This is a genomic window from Pseudonocardia sp. NPDC049635 (genome assembly GCF_040659795.1).
In the GTDB taxonomy this organism is placed as follows: domain Bacteria; phylum Actinomycetota; class Actinomycetes; order Mycobacteriales; family Pseudonocardiaceae; genus Pseudonocardia.
Window position 1 is genome coordinate 100,428 of the sequence record NZ_JBFAON010000008.1, and the last position, 14,959, is coordinate 115,386.

The following is a 14,959-nucleotide window of genomic DNA, read 5'->3' on the forward strand; positions in this document are numbered from 1 at the left end:
CGCGAGAAGGGCGAACGGGCTACGTGCCGGAACTGGTGCTCCAGCTGACCAGAGGTGGGTTCCTGGCTCTCCTCTGGTTGTTCGTCCTGCTCGCACTGCAGGTGGTCCGCTCCGACCTGTACGCGGCGTCCGGGCTCAAGGCGGCGGTCCCCGGCCGGATCGGGGGCAGGGCCGGCCGGGCACGGGGCGCCGGCCGCGGCAAGGTCGCCCGGCAGCTGCTGGTCACCCAGGGCCCGCTGGCGGGCAGCCGGATCACCCTCGACTCGCGGCCGATCCTGATCGGCCGCGCCGATGACTCCACGCTCAAGCTCGACGACGACTACGCCTCCACCCGGCACGCCCGCATCTCCCAGCAGGGCGACGACTGGTACGTCGAGGATCTCGGGTCGACGAACGGCACCTATCTGGAACGGGCTAAGGTCACCGGGCCCACCCGGGTCCCTCTGGGGACGCCGGTCCGCATCGGCAAGACGGTGATCGAGCTCCGATCGTGACGCGCTCGGACTGCAGATGAGCGAACGACCATGACGAACCCGCCGCGACCGCCCGCTCCCCCGGTGCCGCGGCCGCTCGACCGGTCCCGCGGCGCGGGATCGCCCCGACGTGCCCCGACCGAAGCCGGAGCCGCCCCGTGACACTGGTTCTGCGCTACTCGGCCCGCAGCGACCGCGGACTCGTCCGGCAGAACAACCAGGACGCCGTCTACGCCGGTCCGCGGCTGCTCGCGCTCGCCGACGGCATGGGCGGGCACGCCGCAGGCGAGGTCGCCTCGTCGCTGGTGATCTCCGCCCTGGCCCCGCTCGACGACGACGTACCCGGTGACGACCTGCTCGCCGACCTCCGCGACGCCACCCACGACGGGAACGACGCGATCTCCCGGCACGTCGCCGAGGCGCCCGATCTGGAGGGCATGGGCACCACGCTGACCGCGATCCTGTTCGCCGGATCGCGGCTGGGCATGGTGCACGTCGGTGACTCGCGCTGCTATCTGCTGCGCGGCGGCGAGTTCACCCAGATCACCAAGGACGACACGTTCGTCCAGTCGTTGATCGACGAGGGCCGGATCACCGAGGAGGAGGCGCACACCCATCCGCAGCGCTCGCTGCTGCTGCGCGCCATCACCGGCCAGGACGTCGAGCCGGCGCTGTCCATCCGCGAGGCCCGCGACGGGGACCGGTTCCTGCTCTGCTCGGACGGCCTGTCCGGGCCGGTCAGCGACGAGACGCTGCGGCAGACGCTGGAGGACTACCCCGACCCGCGCGAGTGCGCCGACCGGCTGATCGAGCTGGCGTTGCGCGGTGGCGGACCGGACAACATCACGTGCATCGTGGCGGACGTGGTGGACGTGGACTACGCCGACGACGCCCCGATCATCGGCGGCTCGGCCGGGCGCAACCCGCGCGCCGGTGACGGCGACTACCAGCGCGACGAGCGGGTGCCGCACACGTCCGCGCAGCGTGCCGCCGCGACGACGCTGCCGCGGACCGAGCCGGTCCGGCTGGAGCCGGCCCGGGCCGAACAACCGCGGCGCCGCCGCGGCCTGCGGACGGTGCTGGCGGTGCTGACGGTCCTCGCCGTACTGGTGGCCGGCCTGTTCGTCGCCCGGGCGATGGTGCTGCAGCAGTACTACGTCGCCGTCGACCAGGGGCAGGTCGCGATCTACCAGGGGGTGCGCGGCAACGTGCTGGGCGTGCCGCTGCAGCGGGTCGCGGAGCGCTCGGACATCGCGCTCGACGACCTGCCCCAGACGGTGCGCGGCCAGGTCTCCGACGGCATCCTGTCCGACGACGGCGAGGCCGGGGCGCGGGAGACCGTGGACCGGCTGCGTGAGCGGATGCTGCCGCTCTGTTCCACGCTCAACCCGCCGCCCGCGCCGGTGGTCGTCGCCCCGCCCCCCGAGCCGGGGGCGCCGCCGGTGACCACCACCCCGCTGCCGACGGTGACCCCCGAGCCGGGCCGGAACTGCCGGCTCGACGGCTGATGGTCAGGGAGGGCTCCGCCGCGGAGCCGACCACCCCGACCGGCCGTGGGATCGAGCTGCTCATGCTCGGTCTGGCGGCGGTGCTGACGACCGGGGCGCTGGTACTCGTCGAGGCGAACCAGGAGCAGTCGCTCACCACCGACCTGCTGTTCGTCGGGCTCGCCTACCTGGTGCTGTTCGCGCTCGCGCACGTCGCGGTGCGCTGGCTCGCCCCGTACGCGGACCCGCTGATCCTGCCCTCGGTCGCACTGCTCAACGGCATCGGGCTGGTCATGATCTACCGGTTGGACCTGGCCAGGGCGGCCCGCGCCGAGCTGCTCGGCCGCGAGGCCCCGTCCGGGTTGATCACCGCGCAGATGACCTGGACGGTCGCCGGGCTGACCCTGTTCGCGCTCGTCCTGTACTTCCTGCGCGACCACCGGACCCTGGCCCGCTACGGCTACACGGCCGGGTTCGTCGGCCTGGTGCTGCTCGCGCTGCCGGGGGTGCTGCCCTCGTCGATCTCCGAGGTCAACGGCGCGAAGCTGTGGATCCGCATCCCGGGCGGCCCGGGCATCCAACCGGGTGAGTTCGCCAAGATCCTGCTGTTGATCTTCTTCGCGGCCTACCTGGTCCAGAAGCGCAACCTGCTCTCCACCGCGGGCCGCCGGTTCCTCGGGATGGAGCTCCCGCGCGCCCGTGACATGGCGCCGCTGCTCGCCGCCTGGGGGCTGTCGGTCGGCGTCCTGGTGTTCCAGCGTGACCTGGGCAGCTCGCTGTTGATCTTCGGCCTGGTGCTGGTGCTGCTGTACACCGCGACCGAGCGGGTGTCCTGGATGGTCATCGGGCTGACCGCGTTCGCGGCCGGAGCCGTGATCGCCTACCAGCTGTTCGGCCACGTGCGGGTCCGGGTACAGATCTGGCTGGACCCGTTCGCCGACTACGAGGGCGGTGGGTTCCAGCTCGCCCAGGCGTTGTTCGGGCTGGGTACCGGCGGGGTCGGCGGGACCGGGCTGGGCGCGGGCCGACCCGACCTGGTGCCGTTCGCCGAGTCCGACTTCATCTTCTCCTCACTGGGTGAGGAGCTGGGCCTGATCGGGCTGGCCGCGATCCTGATCGTGTATCTGGTCCTCATCACCCGCGGCCTGCGTACCGCGCTGGCGGTGCGCGACTCCTACGGCAAGCTGCTGGCGACCGGATTGTCGTTCTCGGTGGCACTGCAGATCTTCGTGGTGATCGGCGGAGTGACCAAGCTGATCCCGTTGACCGGGCTGACCCTGCCGTTCCTGTCCTACGGTGGGTCGTCGCTGCTGGCGAACTACGCTCTGGTGGCGATCCTGCTGCGCATCTCGCACGTCGCCAGGGCGCCGCTGCCCAAGCGGCCCGCGCAGCCGCGTGCCCCGATCGCCGAGGCCAGCACCGAGCTCGTGGCGCGGCCCGGCGGCGGCACCGGCCCCGCACCCGTACCCCCGGAGAGGAGCGACCCGTGAACCGCCCGGTCCGCCGTGTCGCCCTCGCCGTGATGGTCATGGTCGTCGCGCTGCTCGCGAACCTCACCTACGTGCAGGTGGTGATGGCCGGCCAGTACCGCGACGACCCGCGCAACCAGCGCTCGCAGATCGACGAGTACTCGCGCCAGCGCGGCCAGATCACCGCGGGCAGCGAGGTCCTCGCGCGCAGCGTCGAGTCGGACGGCAGGCTGCGCTACGCCCGCGAGTACCCGGCGGGCCCGGCGTTCGCCCCGATCACCGGTTTCCTGTCGACGGTCTACGGCAAGGGCGCCCTGGAGCGCTCCGCCGACGAGGTGCTCAACGGCACCGACGACCGGTTGTTCGTCCGCCGGATGTCGGACCTGATCACCGGCCGCGACCCGGCCGGCGGCAATGTCGTCACCACCATCGACCCGGACGTCCAGCGGGTCGCCTACGACCGGCTCGACGCCCAGGGTTTCACCGGCGCCGTCGTCGCGCTGGAGCCGCAGACCGGTGCGATCCTGGCGATGGCGTCCACCCCGTCGTTCGACCCGAACCGGCTCGCCGATCCCGACGCCGACCAGCAGCAGGCGGCCTGGCGCGAGTACAACAACGCCGACCCCAACCCGCTGACCAACCGGGCGATCAACGAGATCGAGCCGCCCGGCTCGACGTTCAAGCTGGTCACGACGGCCGCCGCGCTGCAGAACGGCTACACCCCCGACAGCCGGCTGACCGCGGCCCGCAACATCCAGCTCGCCGACTCCACCACGACGCTGGAGAACTACAACGGCTCGGCCTGCGGCAGCGGCGACACCGCGTCGCTCGCCGAGGCACTGGCCCGCTCCTGCAACACCGCGTTCGCCCAGCTGGGCCAGGAGCTCGGCGCGGACACCCTGCGCGCCCAGGCAGAGGCGTTCGGGATCGGCGGCTCCAACCTGCAGATCCCGATGCCGGTGACGGCATCCCAGGTCGGCCCGATGGAGGACGTCCCCTCCACCCAGCAGTCCGCGATCGGTCAGCGCGACGTGCGGCTCACGCCGATGCAGCTGGCGATGATGGGCGCCTCCATCGCGAACGGCGGCCAGACGATGGCGCCGCACCTGGTCCGGGAGATCCAGAGCCAGTCCCTCGACACCGTGGACACGACCCAGCCGGACCGGCTGGCCCGCGCCGTGCCCGCCGACGTCGCCCGGACCCTCACCGAACTGATGATCGGCGCGGAGGACCGGACCCAGGGCGGCGGCAAGATCACCGGCGTGCAGATCGCGTCCAAGACCGGCACCGCCGAGCACGGCACCGACCCGAAGAACACCCCTCCGCACGCCTGGTACGTGGCGTTCGCCCCGGCGGAGAACCCGCGGGTCGCGGTCGCGGTGCTGGTGGAGAACGGCGGCAACCGCGCGCAGGAAGCGACCGGCGGGTCGATCGCCGCGCCCATCGGCCGGGCCGTGATCGCCGAAGCGCTCCGGGACGCCCAGTGAGCCCGGGGCGCACCGGGCGCCCGGTCCGGCGCAGGCCCCCGGCGGCACCATGAGCGCGCTGGCAGCCGGACAGCTGATCTCCGAGCGGTACCAGCTGGACAGGCGGATCGCGGTCGGCGGGATGGGTGAGGTCTGGGAGGCCTCGGACACCCGGCTGGGCCGGAGCGTGGCGGTCAAGGTCCTCAAGTCGGAGCTGTCGGACGATCCCGAGTTCCTGCACCGGTTCCGGATCGAGGCGCGCACGGTCGCCTCGCTCGACCACGGTGGCATCGCCTCGGTGCACGACTACGGCGAGGACGACGCCCCCGACGGTGGCGGGCGCACCGCCTACCTGGTGATGGAGCTGGTCCGCGGCGAGCCGCTGTCGACCCGGATCGGTCGCGGGCCGATCCCGGCGGACGAAGCGCTCGACATCCTCGAGCAGGCCGCCCGCGCGCTGCACGCCGCGCACGAGCGCGGGTTCGTGCACCGGGACGTGAAGCCCGGCAACATCCTGCTGCGCACCGACGGCATCGTGAAGCTCACCGACTTCGGCATCGCGAAGGCCGCCGACGCCGTCCCGGTCACCCGCTCCGGGATGGTCATGGGCACCGCGCACTACATCGCGCCGGAACAGGCCTCCGGCGAGGAGGCCGGGCCGTCCGGGGACGTCTACTCGCTCGGCGTCGTCGGGTACGAGTGCCTCGCCGGGGTCCGCCCGTTCCGCGCGGAGAGCGCCGTCGCGGTGGCGATGATGCAGGTGCGCGACGAGCCGCCGCCGCTGCCCGGCGAGATCCCGGAGCGGGTCCGCGAGCTGATCTCCTCGGTGCTGGTCAAGGACCCCGCCGAGCGCTACGCCGACGGTGCCGAGTTCGCCGACGCGGTCGCCGCCGTGCGCCGCGGGCACCGGCCGCCACCGGCCGGGATCCCGGCTCCCACCGGTGACGCCCCCGGCTTCCGTCGTGACGACGAGGAACGGTCCGATCACCGGTCGCGACGCGGGCCCGACAGCGGCCGGATGCCCCGTTCACCCCGGCACGGCGCCGACCAGGGTTCCGCGGCCGAGGGGTCGCGCCCGGAGTCCGGGCCGCGTCCGCTGACCGGGCAGCCTCCGTCCGGGCCGCAGCGCCGCCCGGGCGCCGACCTGCCGGCCCGCCCGTCCGGGCCGCTCCCGGTGCCCCCGCCCGCCCAGCCGGGCTCACCTCCGTACGGGGCGCCGGCCCGCGGACCGCAGCACGCCGCGCGTCCGGGTGGCGCCGGCCGGCCCGGGTCCCCCGGCCACGACCTGCCGGGGCGACCGGGACCGGCGGCCCCGGGGTTGCAGCGTCCGGTGCCCACCCGGCCGCCGGTGCGCAGGCACGAGGCGGCGGACCGCCCGGTCGAGCAGCACCCGTCGGGACCGCTGGACCTCACCCCGCGCCGCTCCGGCCGGGTGAAGGCGTGGCTGGCGGTGCTGTTCGTGCTGCTGACCCTCGCCGCCGTGCTGATCGCGATCATGATCCTCCGCGAGACGTCGCCGGGTGGCGACCGAACCGAGCCGCTCGGCACCGGGCCGGGTACCGTCGCCGAGGCCGCCGGGCCGGTGGCGGAGCGGCCGGGGCCGGCGGGCGGCCGGGCCCCGCTCACCGTCACGCCGTCCCTCGGGGGACCGGAGGTCCCCCGGTGACCCCACGGAACGGGCGGTCCGGCGCATGTGACGACCGCACCACGATGATCGGCTCCGCCGACCTGCATGATGAGTACGTCTCCGGCGGCTCACCGACTCCCCGGCGGCACCCCGACGGCCCACTGATCCCCCGACGGCCCACTGACTACGGGAACCTCAACCGATGACGACACCGCGACTGCTCTCCGAGCGCTACGAGCTGGGCGACCCGCTCGGCTACGGCGGCATGTCCGAGGTCCACCGCGGCCTCGACACCCGGCTCGGCCGGGACGTGGCGGTGAAGGTCCTGCGCGCCGACCTCGCCCGTGACCCGCAGTTCCAGCTCCGGTTCCGGCGCGAGGCGCAGAACTCGGCGTCGTTGAACCACCCCGCGATCGTCGCCGTCTACGACACCGGTGAGATCGAGTCCGAGTTCGGGCCGCTGCCCTACATCGTCATGGAGTTCGTCGACGGGCAGACGCTGCGCGAGATCGTCAAGACCACCGGTCCGATGAGCCAGCAGCGGGTGGTCGAGGTCATGGCCGACGTCTGCGCGGCGCTCGACTTCTCACACCGGCACAACATCATCCACCGGGACGTGAAGCCGGCCAACGTCATGATCAACGGCGCCGGCGCCGTGAAGGTCATGGACTTCGGTATCGCCCGCGCGCTGGGCGAGGGCCAGAACGTCACCCAGACCGCCGCGGTGATCGGCACCGCCCAGTACCTCTCCCCGGAACAGGCCCGTGGTGAGGCCGTCGACGCCCGCTCCGACGTGTACGCCGCGGGCTGCGTGCTGTTCGAGCTCCTCACCGGTGAGCCGCCGTTCACCGGTGACACCCCGGTCGCGGTCGCCTACCAGCACGTCCGGGAGGACCCGCGGGCGCCGTCCGAGCTGAACCCGTCGGTGCCACCGGCGTTGGACGCGGTGGTGCTGAAGGCCCTCAGCAAGAACCCCGCCAACCGCTACCAGTCCGCCGCCGAGATGCGGGCCGACCTGATCCGGGTGCGCAACGGGGAGCCGGTGCACGCGCCACTGGTGATGAGCGAGTACGAGCGCACCCAGATGATGGCGCACGACGACGCCACCGCCGCGATGGCGACCCGGCGTCTCGACGGCGGTGGCGGGCCGCCGACCGGCCGGCACGTCATGCCGGGCGGGTACGCCGACTACGACGACGAACCCCGCTCCGGCCGCGGCCGCAAGGTCGCCCTGTGGCTGGTCGTGCTCGCCGTGCTCGGTCTGCTCGGTTTCGTCGGCTACCAGATGTTCTCCAGCTCCGCGCCGGCCCAGGTCGCGGTGCCGGACGTGCTGGGCCAGACCCCGGACCAGGCGCGCATCACGATCACCAACGCCGGGCTGCTGTTCGCCCAGGAGAACCAGCCCTCCGACGTCGCGCAGGTCGGGCAGGTCGTCCGTACCGACCCCGGCGGCGGCAACCAGGTCCCGGAGAACAGCCGGGTCACCGTGTTCGTCGGGACCGGCCCGGCCGAGGTCACGGTCCCGTCGCTCGCCGGCAGCACGCCGGAGGAGGCCGAGGCACTGCTGCGCGAGGCAGGTCTGCAGGTCGGCGGGCGGACCGAGCAGGACACCTCCGACTCGAGCCAGGTCGGCCGGGTCATCTCCTCCGATCCGGGTCCCGGCCAGCGGGTCCCCGGCAACTCGTCGGTGTCGCTGGTCATCGGGCGCGAGCAGCAGACGATCGCGGTGCCGGACGTGTCCGGCAGCTCCGCCGAGGAGGCCCGCTCCGCGCTGCGCAACGCCGGCTTCACCTCGATCGAGACCAGCGAGGTCGACGGCGGCGGCAACGCGGGCGCGGTGGTGGGCACCGACCCGTCCGCCGGGACGCGGGTGGCCCGGGACCAGACGATCACCATCCAGGTCAGCCGCGGCAACCAGACCCAGATCCCGAACGTCGTCGGGCAGCGGGTGGACAACGCGGTCAACACCCTGCGCGAGGCGGGGCTGTCGTTCTCCATCCAGACCACGGACGTGTCCGACCCCTCGCAGAACGGTGTGGTGCTCAGCCAGGACCCGAGCGGGGGCTCGCAGGCCTCCGACGGCCAGCAGGTGACGCTCACCGTCGGGCGCGCGTCCGGTGGCGACGACGGCGACGGCGGCGGGGACTCCGGTGAGACCTCCCGCGGTTTCCCGTTCGACTGATCCCGGCACTATCGGAGAGGGTGGGACGGTGCGCGTCCTCGTCGTCGACAACTACGACAGCTTCGTCTACAACCTGGTCCAGTACCTGGCCCAGCTCGGCGCCGACCCGGTGGTGCGGCGCAACGACGAGATCGAGCTCGACGAGCTCGACGAGTTCGGCGCGGTGCTCATCAGCCCCGGCCCGGGCACCCCGGAGCGGGCCGGACGCAGCGTCGAGGTGATCCGTCGCGCCGCCGGACGCGGCACCCCGCTGCTGGGCGTGTGCCTGGGCCACCAGGCGCTGGCCACCGCCTGGGGCGGGGTCGTCGAGCGCGCGCCGGAGCTGCTGCACGGGAAGACCTCGCTGGTCTTCCACGACGACGTCGGCGTGCTGCGCGGGCTGCCCACGCCGTTCACCGCGACCCGGTACCACTCGCTGACGATCGCGCCGGACGGCCTGCCCGCCGAACTGCAGGTCACCGGCCGCACCGAGACCGGTCTGATCATGGCCGTACGACACCGGGACCTCCCGGTCGAGGGCGTCCAGTTCCACCCCGAGTCGGTGCTGACCGAGGGCGGGCACCGGATGCTGGCGAACTGGCTCGGGCAGGCCGGGCACACCGTGCCCGAGGAGATCGTGCAGCGGCTCTCGGACGAGATGGCCGGGCTCGTCGCCGACGTCTGAGATCCCTGGGCCGCTACCGGTTCGTTTCGGTCGTGTGACGCAGTCCGGCCGCTATCCGCGCTACCGTGGTGGCGGATCTGTCCGGGTCGGCCGCTCCCCGGTGCGTCACCCCGTCGCAGGTCCCGCCCCCGGCCGGCGCACCGGCCGGACACTGTTGCCCGAGCGACGACGTCCACGAGGTCCGACACATGCCGAAGTCGAAGGTCCGCAAGAAGGCGGCGTACACCCCGCCACCGGTGAGCCGCACCCCGCAGAAGGTGTCCGGCCCGACGCACCCGGCATACCTCGCCGTGATGGTCGCGATGTGGATCCTCGGGCTGGGCTGGCTGGTGGTCAACTACCTCGCCGCGCCCGCCATCCCGTTCATGGCCGCACTGGGGAACGGCAATTTCATCATCGGGTTCTCACTCATCGTGATCGGCCTCCTCATGACGATGAGATGGCGTTGACCTGCAGAAATACAGCCGCGTGAGTTATCCTCACTGTGGATGACAGTTGTGGACAACTCCCGTTCGGCACCCTGGGTGATCAGTTGAGGTGATGCACCCGGCGCCGTCGGTGCCGTACTCAGAGCAGCGCGGCACCGACGGCGATCAGGGCCACGGTGAGCAGGGCGAGACCGCTGACCGCGACCACCTGGACCCGCCGCCGGTTCGGTGAACCCGCGCCGAGATAGAGCAGCGCAGCGGTGACGGCGGCACCGAACAGCAGGCCGCCGAAGTGCCCCTGCCAGGACACGGCCGGGATGACCAGGCTGATCCCGACGTTGATCGCGATCAGCGTCAACACCTGGCCCGCCGGCATCTTCAGCCGTCGCAGCAGCACCACCAGGGCGCCCATGAGCCCGAACACCGCACCCGACGCGCCTGCGGTGAACCCCAACGGGTTGCTGAGCAGCATGACCGCGGCGGAGCCACCGAGCAGCGAGACGCCGTACACGGCGGCGAACCGGGCCCGGCCCAGCACCATCTCGACCTCCCGGCCGATGATCCACAGGGCGAACATGTTGAACGCCAGGTGCAGCGGACCGATGTGCAGGAAGCCGGAGGTGATGATCCGCCAGAACTCGCCCTGCCCGACCGCCGCCGGGACGAGCGCCCCGGCCCGGAACAGCGCCGAGTCGTAGTTGGCGTTGAGGCTGCCGGCCATCGCCACGGTCAGCACGAAGATCGCGACGTTGGCCGCGATCAGACCGGGCACCAGCACCGGCCGGCCGGCGCGGCTGGCACCGGCGACGTTGCGTCCCCGCGGAGCCGTCCGGGCGGAGCCGGCCAGGCAGTCGACGCAGTGCTGACCCACCGGGGCCGGCCGCAGACACTCCGGGCAGGCCGGGCGGTCGCACCGGGTGCAACGCAATCCGGTGGGCCGGTCCGGGTGCCGGGCGCACACCGGAGGGCCACCGTACGCGGGTGGCGGACCGCCCGCAGGTGGCGGCGGGTCGGGAGCACCCGGCCAGGGCGGGCCCTGCCCGTGGGTGCCGGGGCCCCACTGCGGCTGCGGGTAACCCGGCGGGGCCGGGTAGTACGGCTGCCCGCCTGCGCCGGCCGGACCCGGGGGCTCGTGCGGCCCCCGGGACGAACCGGGGCCGGGGGGCTCTGGTCGCTCGGTCAGGGCGGACTCAGCTCCGCTCGATCTCGACCTTCTCGATGACCACGTCGTTCAGCGGGCGGTCGGCCTGCCCGGTGGTGGTCTGCGCGATGGCGTCCACGACGGCCCGCGACTCGGCGTCGGCGACCTCACCGAAGATGGTGTGGCGCCGGTTGAGGTGCGGCGTCGGCCCCACCGTGATGAAGAACTGCGACCCGTTCGTCCCCGGGCCGGCGTTCGCCATCGCGAGCAGGTAGGGCCGGTCGAACTTGAGCTCCGGGTGGAACTCGTCGCCGAACTGGTAGCCCGGGCCCCCGCGCCCGGTACCGGTCGGGTCACCGCCCTGGATCATGAAGCCGCTGATCACCCGGTGGAAGATCGAACCGTCGTAGAACGGTCCGGAGTCGCCGCCACTGGCGTTCGGGCCCGTGTAGTCCTTGGACCCCTCCGCGAGTCCCACGAAGTTCGCCACCGTCTTGGGGGCGTGGTCGCCGAACAGCTCGACGCGGATGTCGCCCTCGTTGGTGTGCAGGACGGCCGTCGTCTTGGCGTTTCCTGGTTCCGTCACGGCTACCATCGTGCCAGTCCGCAGCCGCATCCGTGGGAAGCAGGTCCGATATGAGAGCCGACCGCAAGCGAGCCAGGGCCCGGAAGGACGCCGCCGAGGCCGTGCACACGCTGGCCGACGCGGGTCGCATCGCGGGCGGGGCGGCCGTCTCGACGGCATCGGCACGGGTCGCCGACCTCTCGCACGGGGTGGACGACGCGCGCCGTGCGCTGGCCGCCGCCATCGACCCGGCCCCGGCCCGCACCCGCCGGGCACCGTGGATCCTCGCCGTCGTGCTGCTGAGCGGGCTCGCCGCGTACGCCTGGGCGACGTTGCTGCGCCGCGAGCACGCGGTCGACCCCGGCACACCGGTGCCGACCGTCCCACCCACGGAGTCCCAGATCCACGGCAAGCCGATCGGGCAGGGCGGCTGACCCGGGGCGGGTTCAGAGCACGGAGCGCAGGAAACCCGTGACCGTCGCCTCGTAACCGTCCGGATCGGCGTTCCAGCTGGCGGTGTGCTCGGTCCCGGCGAACTCGCGGTAGGTCACCGGCCAGTCCGCCGCCCGCGCGGCGGAAGCCAGATCCCGGCTGAGGTCGACCGGGACAGCGGTGTCACCGTCGCTGTGCAGCAGCAACGTCGGCGGCCGGACGGCGGGCGGGTTCCGGATCAGGTCGAAGCGGTCGAGGTCGATCCCGATCCGGCGTTCGGTGAACCGGGCCGCGACTCCGGCCAGCGACGGCGGGAGTGCCCGGTTGCGGGCCTGCCGGCGCAGAGTACGCCGCCAGTCGAGCAGCGGCGCGTCCCAGACCACCGCCGCCACCGTGGCGGCGTGTTCGGAGCGGTCCAGGAAGGCCCCGCCGAGCGCCGCGCCCATCGACCAGCCGACCAGCACGAGGCGGTCGGCCCCCGCGGCCAGTGCGTGCTCGGCGGCCGCGGCGACGTCGGCCCACTCGGTGTCGCCCAGGTGCGAGCGGCCGTCCGGGGACGGGGGCGCCGCGCCGTCACCGCGGTAGCTGATCACCAGCTGGCGCAGTCCAGCGGCGTGCAGTGCGGGCAGCACGCGCAGCGCCTCCCGCCGGGCCCCGCCGCGCCCGTGCACACAGATCGCCCAGGTCCGTCCGTCGGACCAGGCCGGCGCCGGGACGTCCCAGGCCGGGGCGGGGCCGACCGGGGTACGCACGACGACGTCGTCGAACGGGAGATCGCGCGCGCTCGGATCCGGATCGAACGGGCCCGCGTCGAGCACCGCCGGCCCGGTCTCCGGGACGGGGCCCGCCCGCAGCTCGCGGGTCACCCGGCGACGGCTCCGGTCGAGCACCGGCCCCACGACGCTCAGGCCGGCCGGCCCCCGCAGGCCCCACACGCCGGGTTGGAGCGACAACCGGTTCGCGGCCAGCTCGACGACACCGGGCCCGGCCCGGAGCACCCGCTCGGGCCGGCCCGGGTGCGCCGACGGGTGCAGCAGGACCGTCGAGTAGTGCCAGCTGACGGCGGCGGCCGCTCCCCCGGCGCCACCGAGGACACCGGCCAGTACGGAGGCCGAGGCGTAACCGGGAACGGGACGGCGGCGGGTCGGGGACGAGCGCACGGGGATCATCCTGCTCCCTCGCCGCGCCGGCGCGCACACCGACCACTCCGGCATTCCGGACACGGAACGCCGCGTGCGATTACCCCCGTACGTGCGAGAGCACTCTCGGGTTGCCACTCGTTCGGGTGATATCCCGTCCATGATCACTGCGTTGCGCAACCGCCTGGTGCGGATCTCGTTGCGCCGTCGGAGGGTCAGCCCTTCGCTCCCCAACACTCCGTACGGAAGGACGTGCGAATGAACTCGCTCGCCCGCAACGCGCTCCGGCTCTCCATGGCCGGTGCGGGCATCGCGGTCCTGGGTGCCGGCGTCGCCGGACACGCCTCGGCCGCCGAGATTCCCGACCTGCCCGGGGTTCCCGACGCCTCGTCGGTGACCGAGGCGCTGCCGGCCCCGGACGGGGCGGGTTCCGTCTCGAACGGATCGACGTCGGTGACGTTCGGTGAGCTCCAGGGTCCCGAGCTGCAGGCGTCCGGGCTGCCGGGGCTCCCCTCGAGCGACTCGCTCGCCGGGCTGCTGGAGCTGCCCTCCACCGACGCCCTGCCCACCACCGACGCCCTGCCGCTGGGCTCCGTTCCGGCCGACGCACCGCTGTCGCTCGACGCCCTCCCGGGTACCGACGCGCTGCCCGGTACCGACGCGCTGCCCGGTGCGGACGCGCTGGGTGATCTGCCGGAGGCGCCCTCGTCCGACGCCGCCCCGGCCGACGCACTCCCCTCCGCCGACGCGCTCCCCTCCGCCGACGCACTGTCCTCGTTGGACACGCTGCCCTCGCTGGACGCACTGCCCTCCGCGGACGCACTGCCCTCGGCGGACGCGCTGCCTTCGCTGGACGCACTGCCCTCGGCGGACGCACTGCCTTCGACCGACGCGCTCGCGGGCGCGGAGGCGTTGCCGGAGCTCCCCAGCGCCTCGACCCTGCCGGCCCCGTCGCTGGACTCGCTGCCGCTGGACGCTCCGGCCGACGCGCTGCCCTCCGCCGACACGTTGCCGCTGCTGAACGCCGAGTCCCTCCCGACGCTGGACATCCCGGGCGTCATGTACATCGAGGCCCCCGGCATCACCATCTGACCGTCGGCATCCCCCGACCGTCGGTCGCCGGGCTCCCCGACCGGCACCGCTGCCGTCCGCACCGACCGTTCCGCCCCTCGGGACGGCGGCGCGGGCGGCCGTGGCCGTCTCCACCGGCGCGGACCAGGGCCGCACCCCGCCGTCTCCACCGGCTCGGGCCGCGGGCCGCGCCCCGTCGTCCCTACGGGCCGGCGGCCGGCCTGCGACGGCACGGACCGTGCCGTGGCGTCGGCGGCGGCACCGGCACCACCGGGGCGCGGACGACCAGCTCGTACCGGTCGAAGTCGCCCTCGGCGTCCACGACGTGCCGGGCGAACCGGAAACCCGCCCGCCGCGCCACCCCGATCGACGGGACGTTCGCCGGGTCGACGTCGATCGAGATCCGCAGCACGTCCCCCCGCTCGGCGAGGTAACGCGACGCCAGCCGCACCGCGCGCGTCGCCAGTCCTCGGCGCCGGAACGCCGGGTAGATCCCGTAGGCCAGTCCGGCCCGGCGCGCCTCCCGGTCGAGCTCGGCGTCGATCGTCCCGGCCAGCACCGCGCCGCCGTCGACCCGGATGCCGAAGCTGAGCTTGGGCCCGTCGTCCGCCCACCGGTCGATCGCCCGCCGGACGTGCGCCCGGACCGTCGCCCTGGTCCCCGGCCCGCCGTTCAACCAGCGCACCAGCTCGGCGTCCTCCCCGGCGAGGTAGGGCTCCACATCGTCCCAACCGAGGGGGCTGAGGACTACCACACCGTCCGCCAACGTGTTCGAGGGCCGGGCCACGGGTGTCATCTTGCAGCACCCGTCGCCG

General features: G+C 73.6%; 14 protein-coding genes. 10 read left to right on the forward strand and 4 right to left on the reverse strand.

Going from position 1 to position 14,959, the window contains the following annotated elements:
• Window positions 1–23 precede the first annotated feature (23 nt).
• The 8 genes from AB0J24_RS12560 (at window position 24) to crgA (ending at window position 9,817) form a co-directional block, all read left to right on the forward strand.
• Complete coding sequence (locus AB0J24_RS12560) at window positions 24–494, forward strand: FHA domain-containing protein (protein ID WP_358679682.1); 471 nt, start codon at window positions 24–26, stop codon at window positions 492–494.
• 137 nt (window positions 495–631) lie between these two features.
• The gene (locus tag AB0J24_RS12565; protein WP_358679685.1) at window positions 632–1,981 is read left to right on the forward strand and encodes a PP2C family serine/threonine-protein phosphatase; all 1,350 of its coding nucleotides are present in this window, start codon (window positions 632–634) and stop codon (window positions 1,979–1,981) included.
• Complete coding sequence (locus AB0J24_RS12570) at window positions 1,981–3,450, forward strand: FtsW/RodA/SpoVE family cell cycle protein (RefSeq protein WP_358679687.1); 1,470 nt, start codon at window positions 1,981–1,983, stop codon at window positions 3,448–3,450. The genes AB0J24_RS12565 and AB0J24_RS12570 overlap by 1 nt, the downstream gene beginning before the upstream one ends.
• Window positions 3,447–4,916 (forward strand): penicillin-binding protein 2, encoded by a 1,470-nt coding sequence (locus tag AB0J24_RS12575; RefSeq protein ID WP_358679690.1) that lies wholly within the window; start codon window positions 3,447–3,449, stop codon window positions 4,914–4,916. Before AB0J24_RS12570 ends, AB0J24_RS12575 begins: the two co-directional genes overlap by 4 nt.
• A gap of 49 nt (window positions 4,917–4,965) precedes the next feature.
• Window positions 4,966–6,561 carry a protein kinase gene (locus AB0J24_RS12580; RefSeq protein WP_358679693.1) on the forward strand — a complete coding sequence of 532 codons (1,596 nt, stop codon included), beginning with the start codon at window positions 4,966–4,968 and terminating at the stop codon, window positions 6,559–6,561.
• 163 nt (window positions 6,562–6,724) lie between these two features.
• Entirely contained in the window at window positions 6,725–8,704 is a 1,980-nt protein-coding gene (pknB, locus tag AB0J24_RS12585; protein ID WP_358679696.1) for a Stk1 family PASTA domain-containing Ser/Thr kinase, read from the forward strand.
• Between the two features lie 28 nt (window positions 8,705–8,732).
• Window positions 8,733–9,368 (forward strand): aminodeoxychorismate/anthranilate synthase component II, encoded by a 636-nt coding sequence (locus AB0J24_RS12590; RefSeq protein ID WP_358679699.1) that lies wholly within the window; start codon window positions 8,733–8,735, stop codon window positions 9,366–9,368.
• Window positions 9,369–9,556: 188 nt separating this feature from the next.
• The gene (crgA, locus tag AB0J24_RS12595; RefSeq protein ID WP_085914109.1) at window positions 9,557–9,817 is read left to right on the forward strand and encodes a cell division protein CrgA; all 261 of its coding nucleotides are present in this window, start codon (window positions 9,557–9,559) and stop codon (window positions 9,815–9,817) included.
• Window positions 9,818–9,935: 118 nt separating this feature from the next.
• Here the strand turns inward: crgA and AB0J24_RS12600 are convergent, their stop codons facing one another.
• Both AB0J24_RS12600 and AB0J24_RS12605 read right to left on the reverse strand, forming a co-directional pair.
• Window positions 9,936–10,667, reverse strand: coding sequence for a rhomboid family intramembrane serine protease (locus AB0J24_RS12600; protein WP_358679703.1), 732 nt, complete (start codon window positions 10,665–10,667; stop codon window positions 9,936–9,938).
• Between the two features lie 319 nt (window positions 10,668–10,986).
• Window positions 10,987–11,532: a peptidylprolyl isomerase gene (locus tag AB0J24_RS12605; protein WP_358679706.1), complete on the reverse strand. Its 546-nt coding sequence runs from the start codon at window positions 11,530–11,532 to the stop codon at window positions 10,987–10,989.
• A gap of 41 nt (window positions 11,533–11,573) precedes the next feature.
• Here AB0J24_RS12605 and AB0J24_RS12610 point away from each other — a divergent pair, with 41 nt between their 5' ends.
• Complete coding sequence (locus AB0J24_RS12610) at window positions 11,574–11,936, forward strand: hypothetical protein (protein ID WP_358679709.1); 363 nt, start codon at window positions 11,574–11,576, stop codon at window positions 11,934–11,936.
• A gap of 12 nt (window positions 11,937–11,948) precedes the next feature.
• Here the strand turns inward: AB0J24_RS12610 and AB0J24_RS12615 are convergent, their stop codons facing one another.
• The gene (locus tag AB0J24_RS12615) at window positions 11,949–13,094 is read right to left on the reverse strand and encodes an alpha/beta fold hydrolase (protein WP_358679712.1); all 1,146 of its coding nucleotides are present in this window, start codon (window positions 13,092–13,094) and stop codon (window positions 11,949–11,951) included.
• A 237-nt stretch (window positions 13,095–13,331) separates the two neighbouring features.
• Here AB0J24_RS12615 and AB0J24_RS12620 point away from each other — a divergent pair, with 237 nt between their 5' ends.
• Complete coding sequence (locus AB0J24_RS12620) at window positions 13,332–14,165, forward strand: hypothetical protein (protein ID WP_358679715.1); 834 nt, start codon at window positions 13,332–13,334, stop codon at window positions 14,163–14,165.
• Between the two features lie 181 nt (window positions 14,166–14,346).
• Here AB0J24_RS12620 and AB0J24_RS12625 read toward each other — a convergent pair whose 3' ends face one another.
• Entirely contained in the window at window positions 14,347–14,940 is a 594-nt protein-coding gene (locus tag AB0J24_RS12625) for a GNAT family N-acetyltransferase (RefSeq protein ID WP_358679718.1), read from the reverse strand.
• Window positions 14,941–14,959: the final 19 nt, after the last annotated feature.

What these genes read in the sequence shown, in the direction of transcription:
- crgA (WP_085914109.1), top strand. Translation starts at nt 9,557, where the DNA reads ATGCCGAAGTCGAAGGTCCGCAAGAAGGCGGCGTACACCCCGCCACCG.
- AB0J24_RS12570 (WP_358679687.1), top strand. Translation starts at nt 1,981, where the DNA reads ATGGTCAGGGAGGGCTCCGCCGCGGAGCCGACCACCCCGACCGGCCGT.
- pknB (WP_358679696.1), top strand. Translation starts at nt 6,725, where the DNA reads ATGACGACACCGCGACTGCTCTCCGAGCGCTACGAGCTGGGCGACCCG.
- AB0J24_RS12610 (WP_358679709.1), top strand. Translation starts at nt 11,574, where the DNA reads ATGAGAGCCGACCGCAAGCGAGCCAGGGCCCGGAAGGACGCCGCCGAG.
- AB0J24_RS12620 (WP_358679715.1), top strand. Translation starts at nt 13,332, where the DNA reads ATGAACTCGCTCGCCCGCAACGCGCTCCGGCTCTCCATGGCCGGTGCG.
- AB0J24_RS12580 (WP_358679693.1), top strand. Translation starts at nt 4,966, where the DNA reads ATGAGCGCGCTGGCAGCCGGACAGCTGATCTCCGAGCGGTACCAGCTG.
- AB0J24_RS12625 (WP_358679718.1), bottom strand. Translation starts at nt 14,940, where the DNA reads ATGACACCCGTGGCCCGGCCCTCGAACACGTTGGCGGACGGTGTGGTA.
- AB0J24_RS12605 (WP_358679706.1), bottom strand. Translation starts at nt 11,532, where the DNA reads ATGGTAGCCGTGACGGAACCAGGAAACGCCAAGACGACGGCCGTCCTG.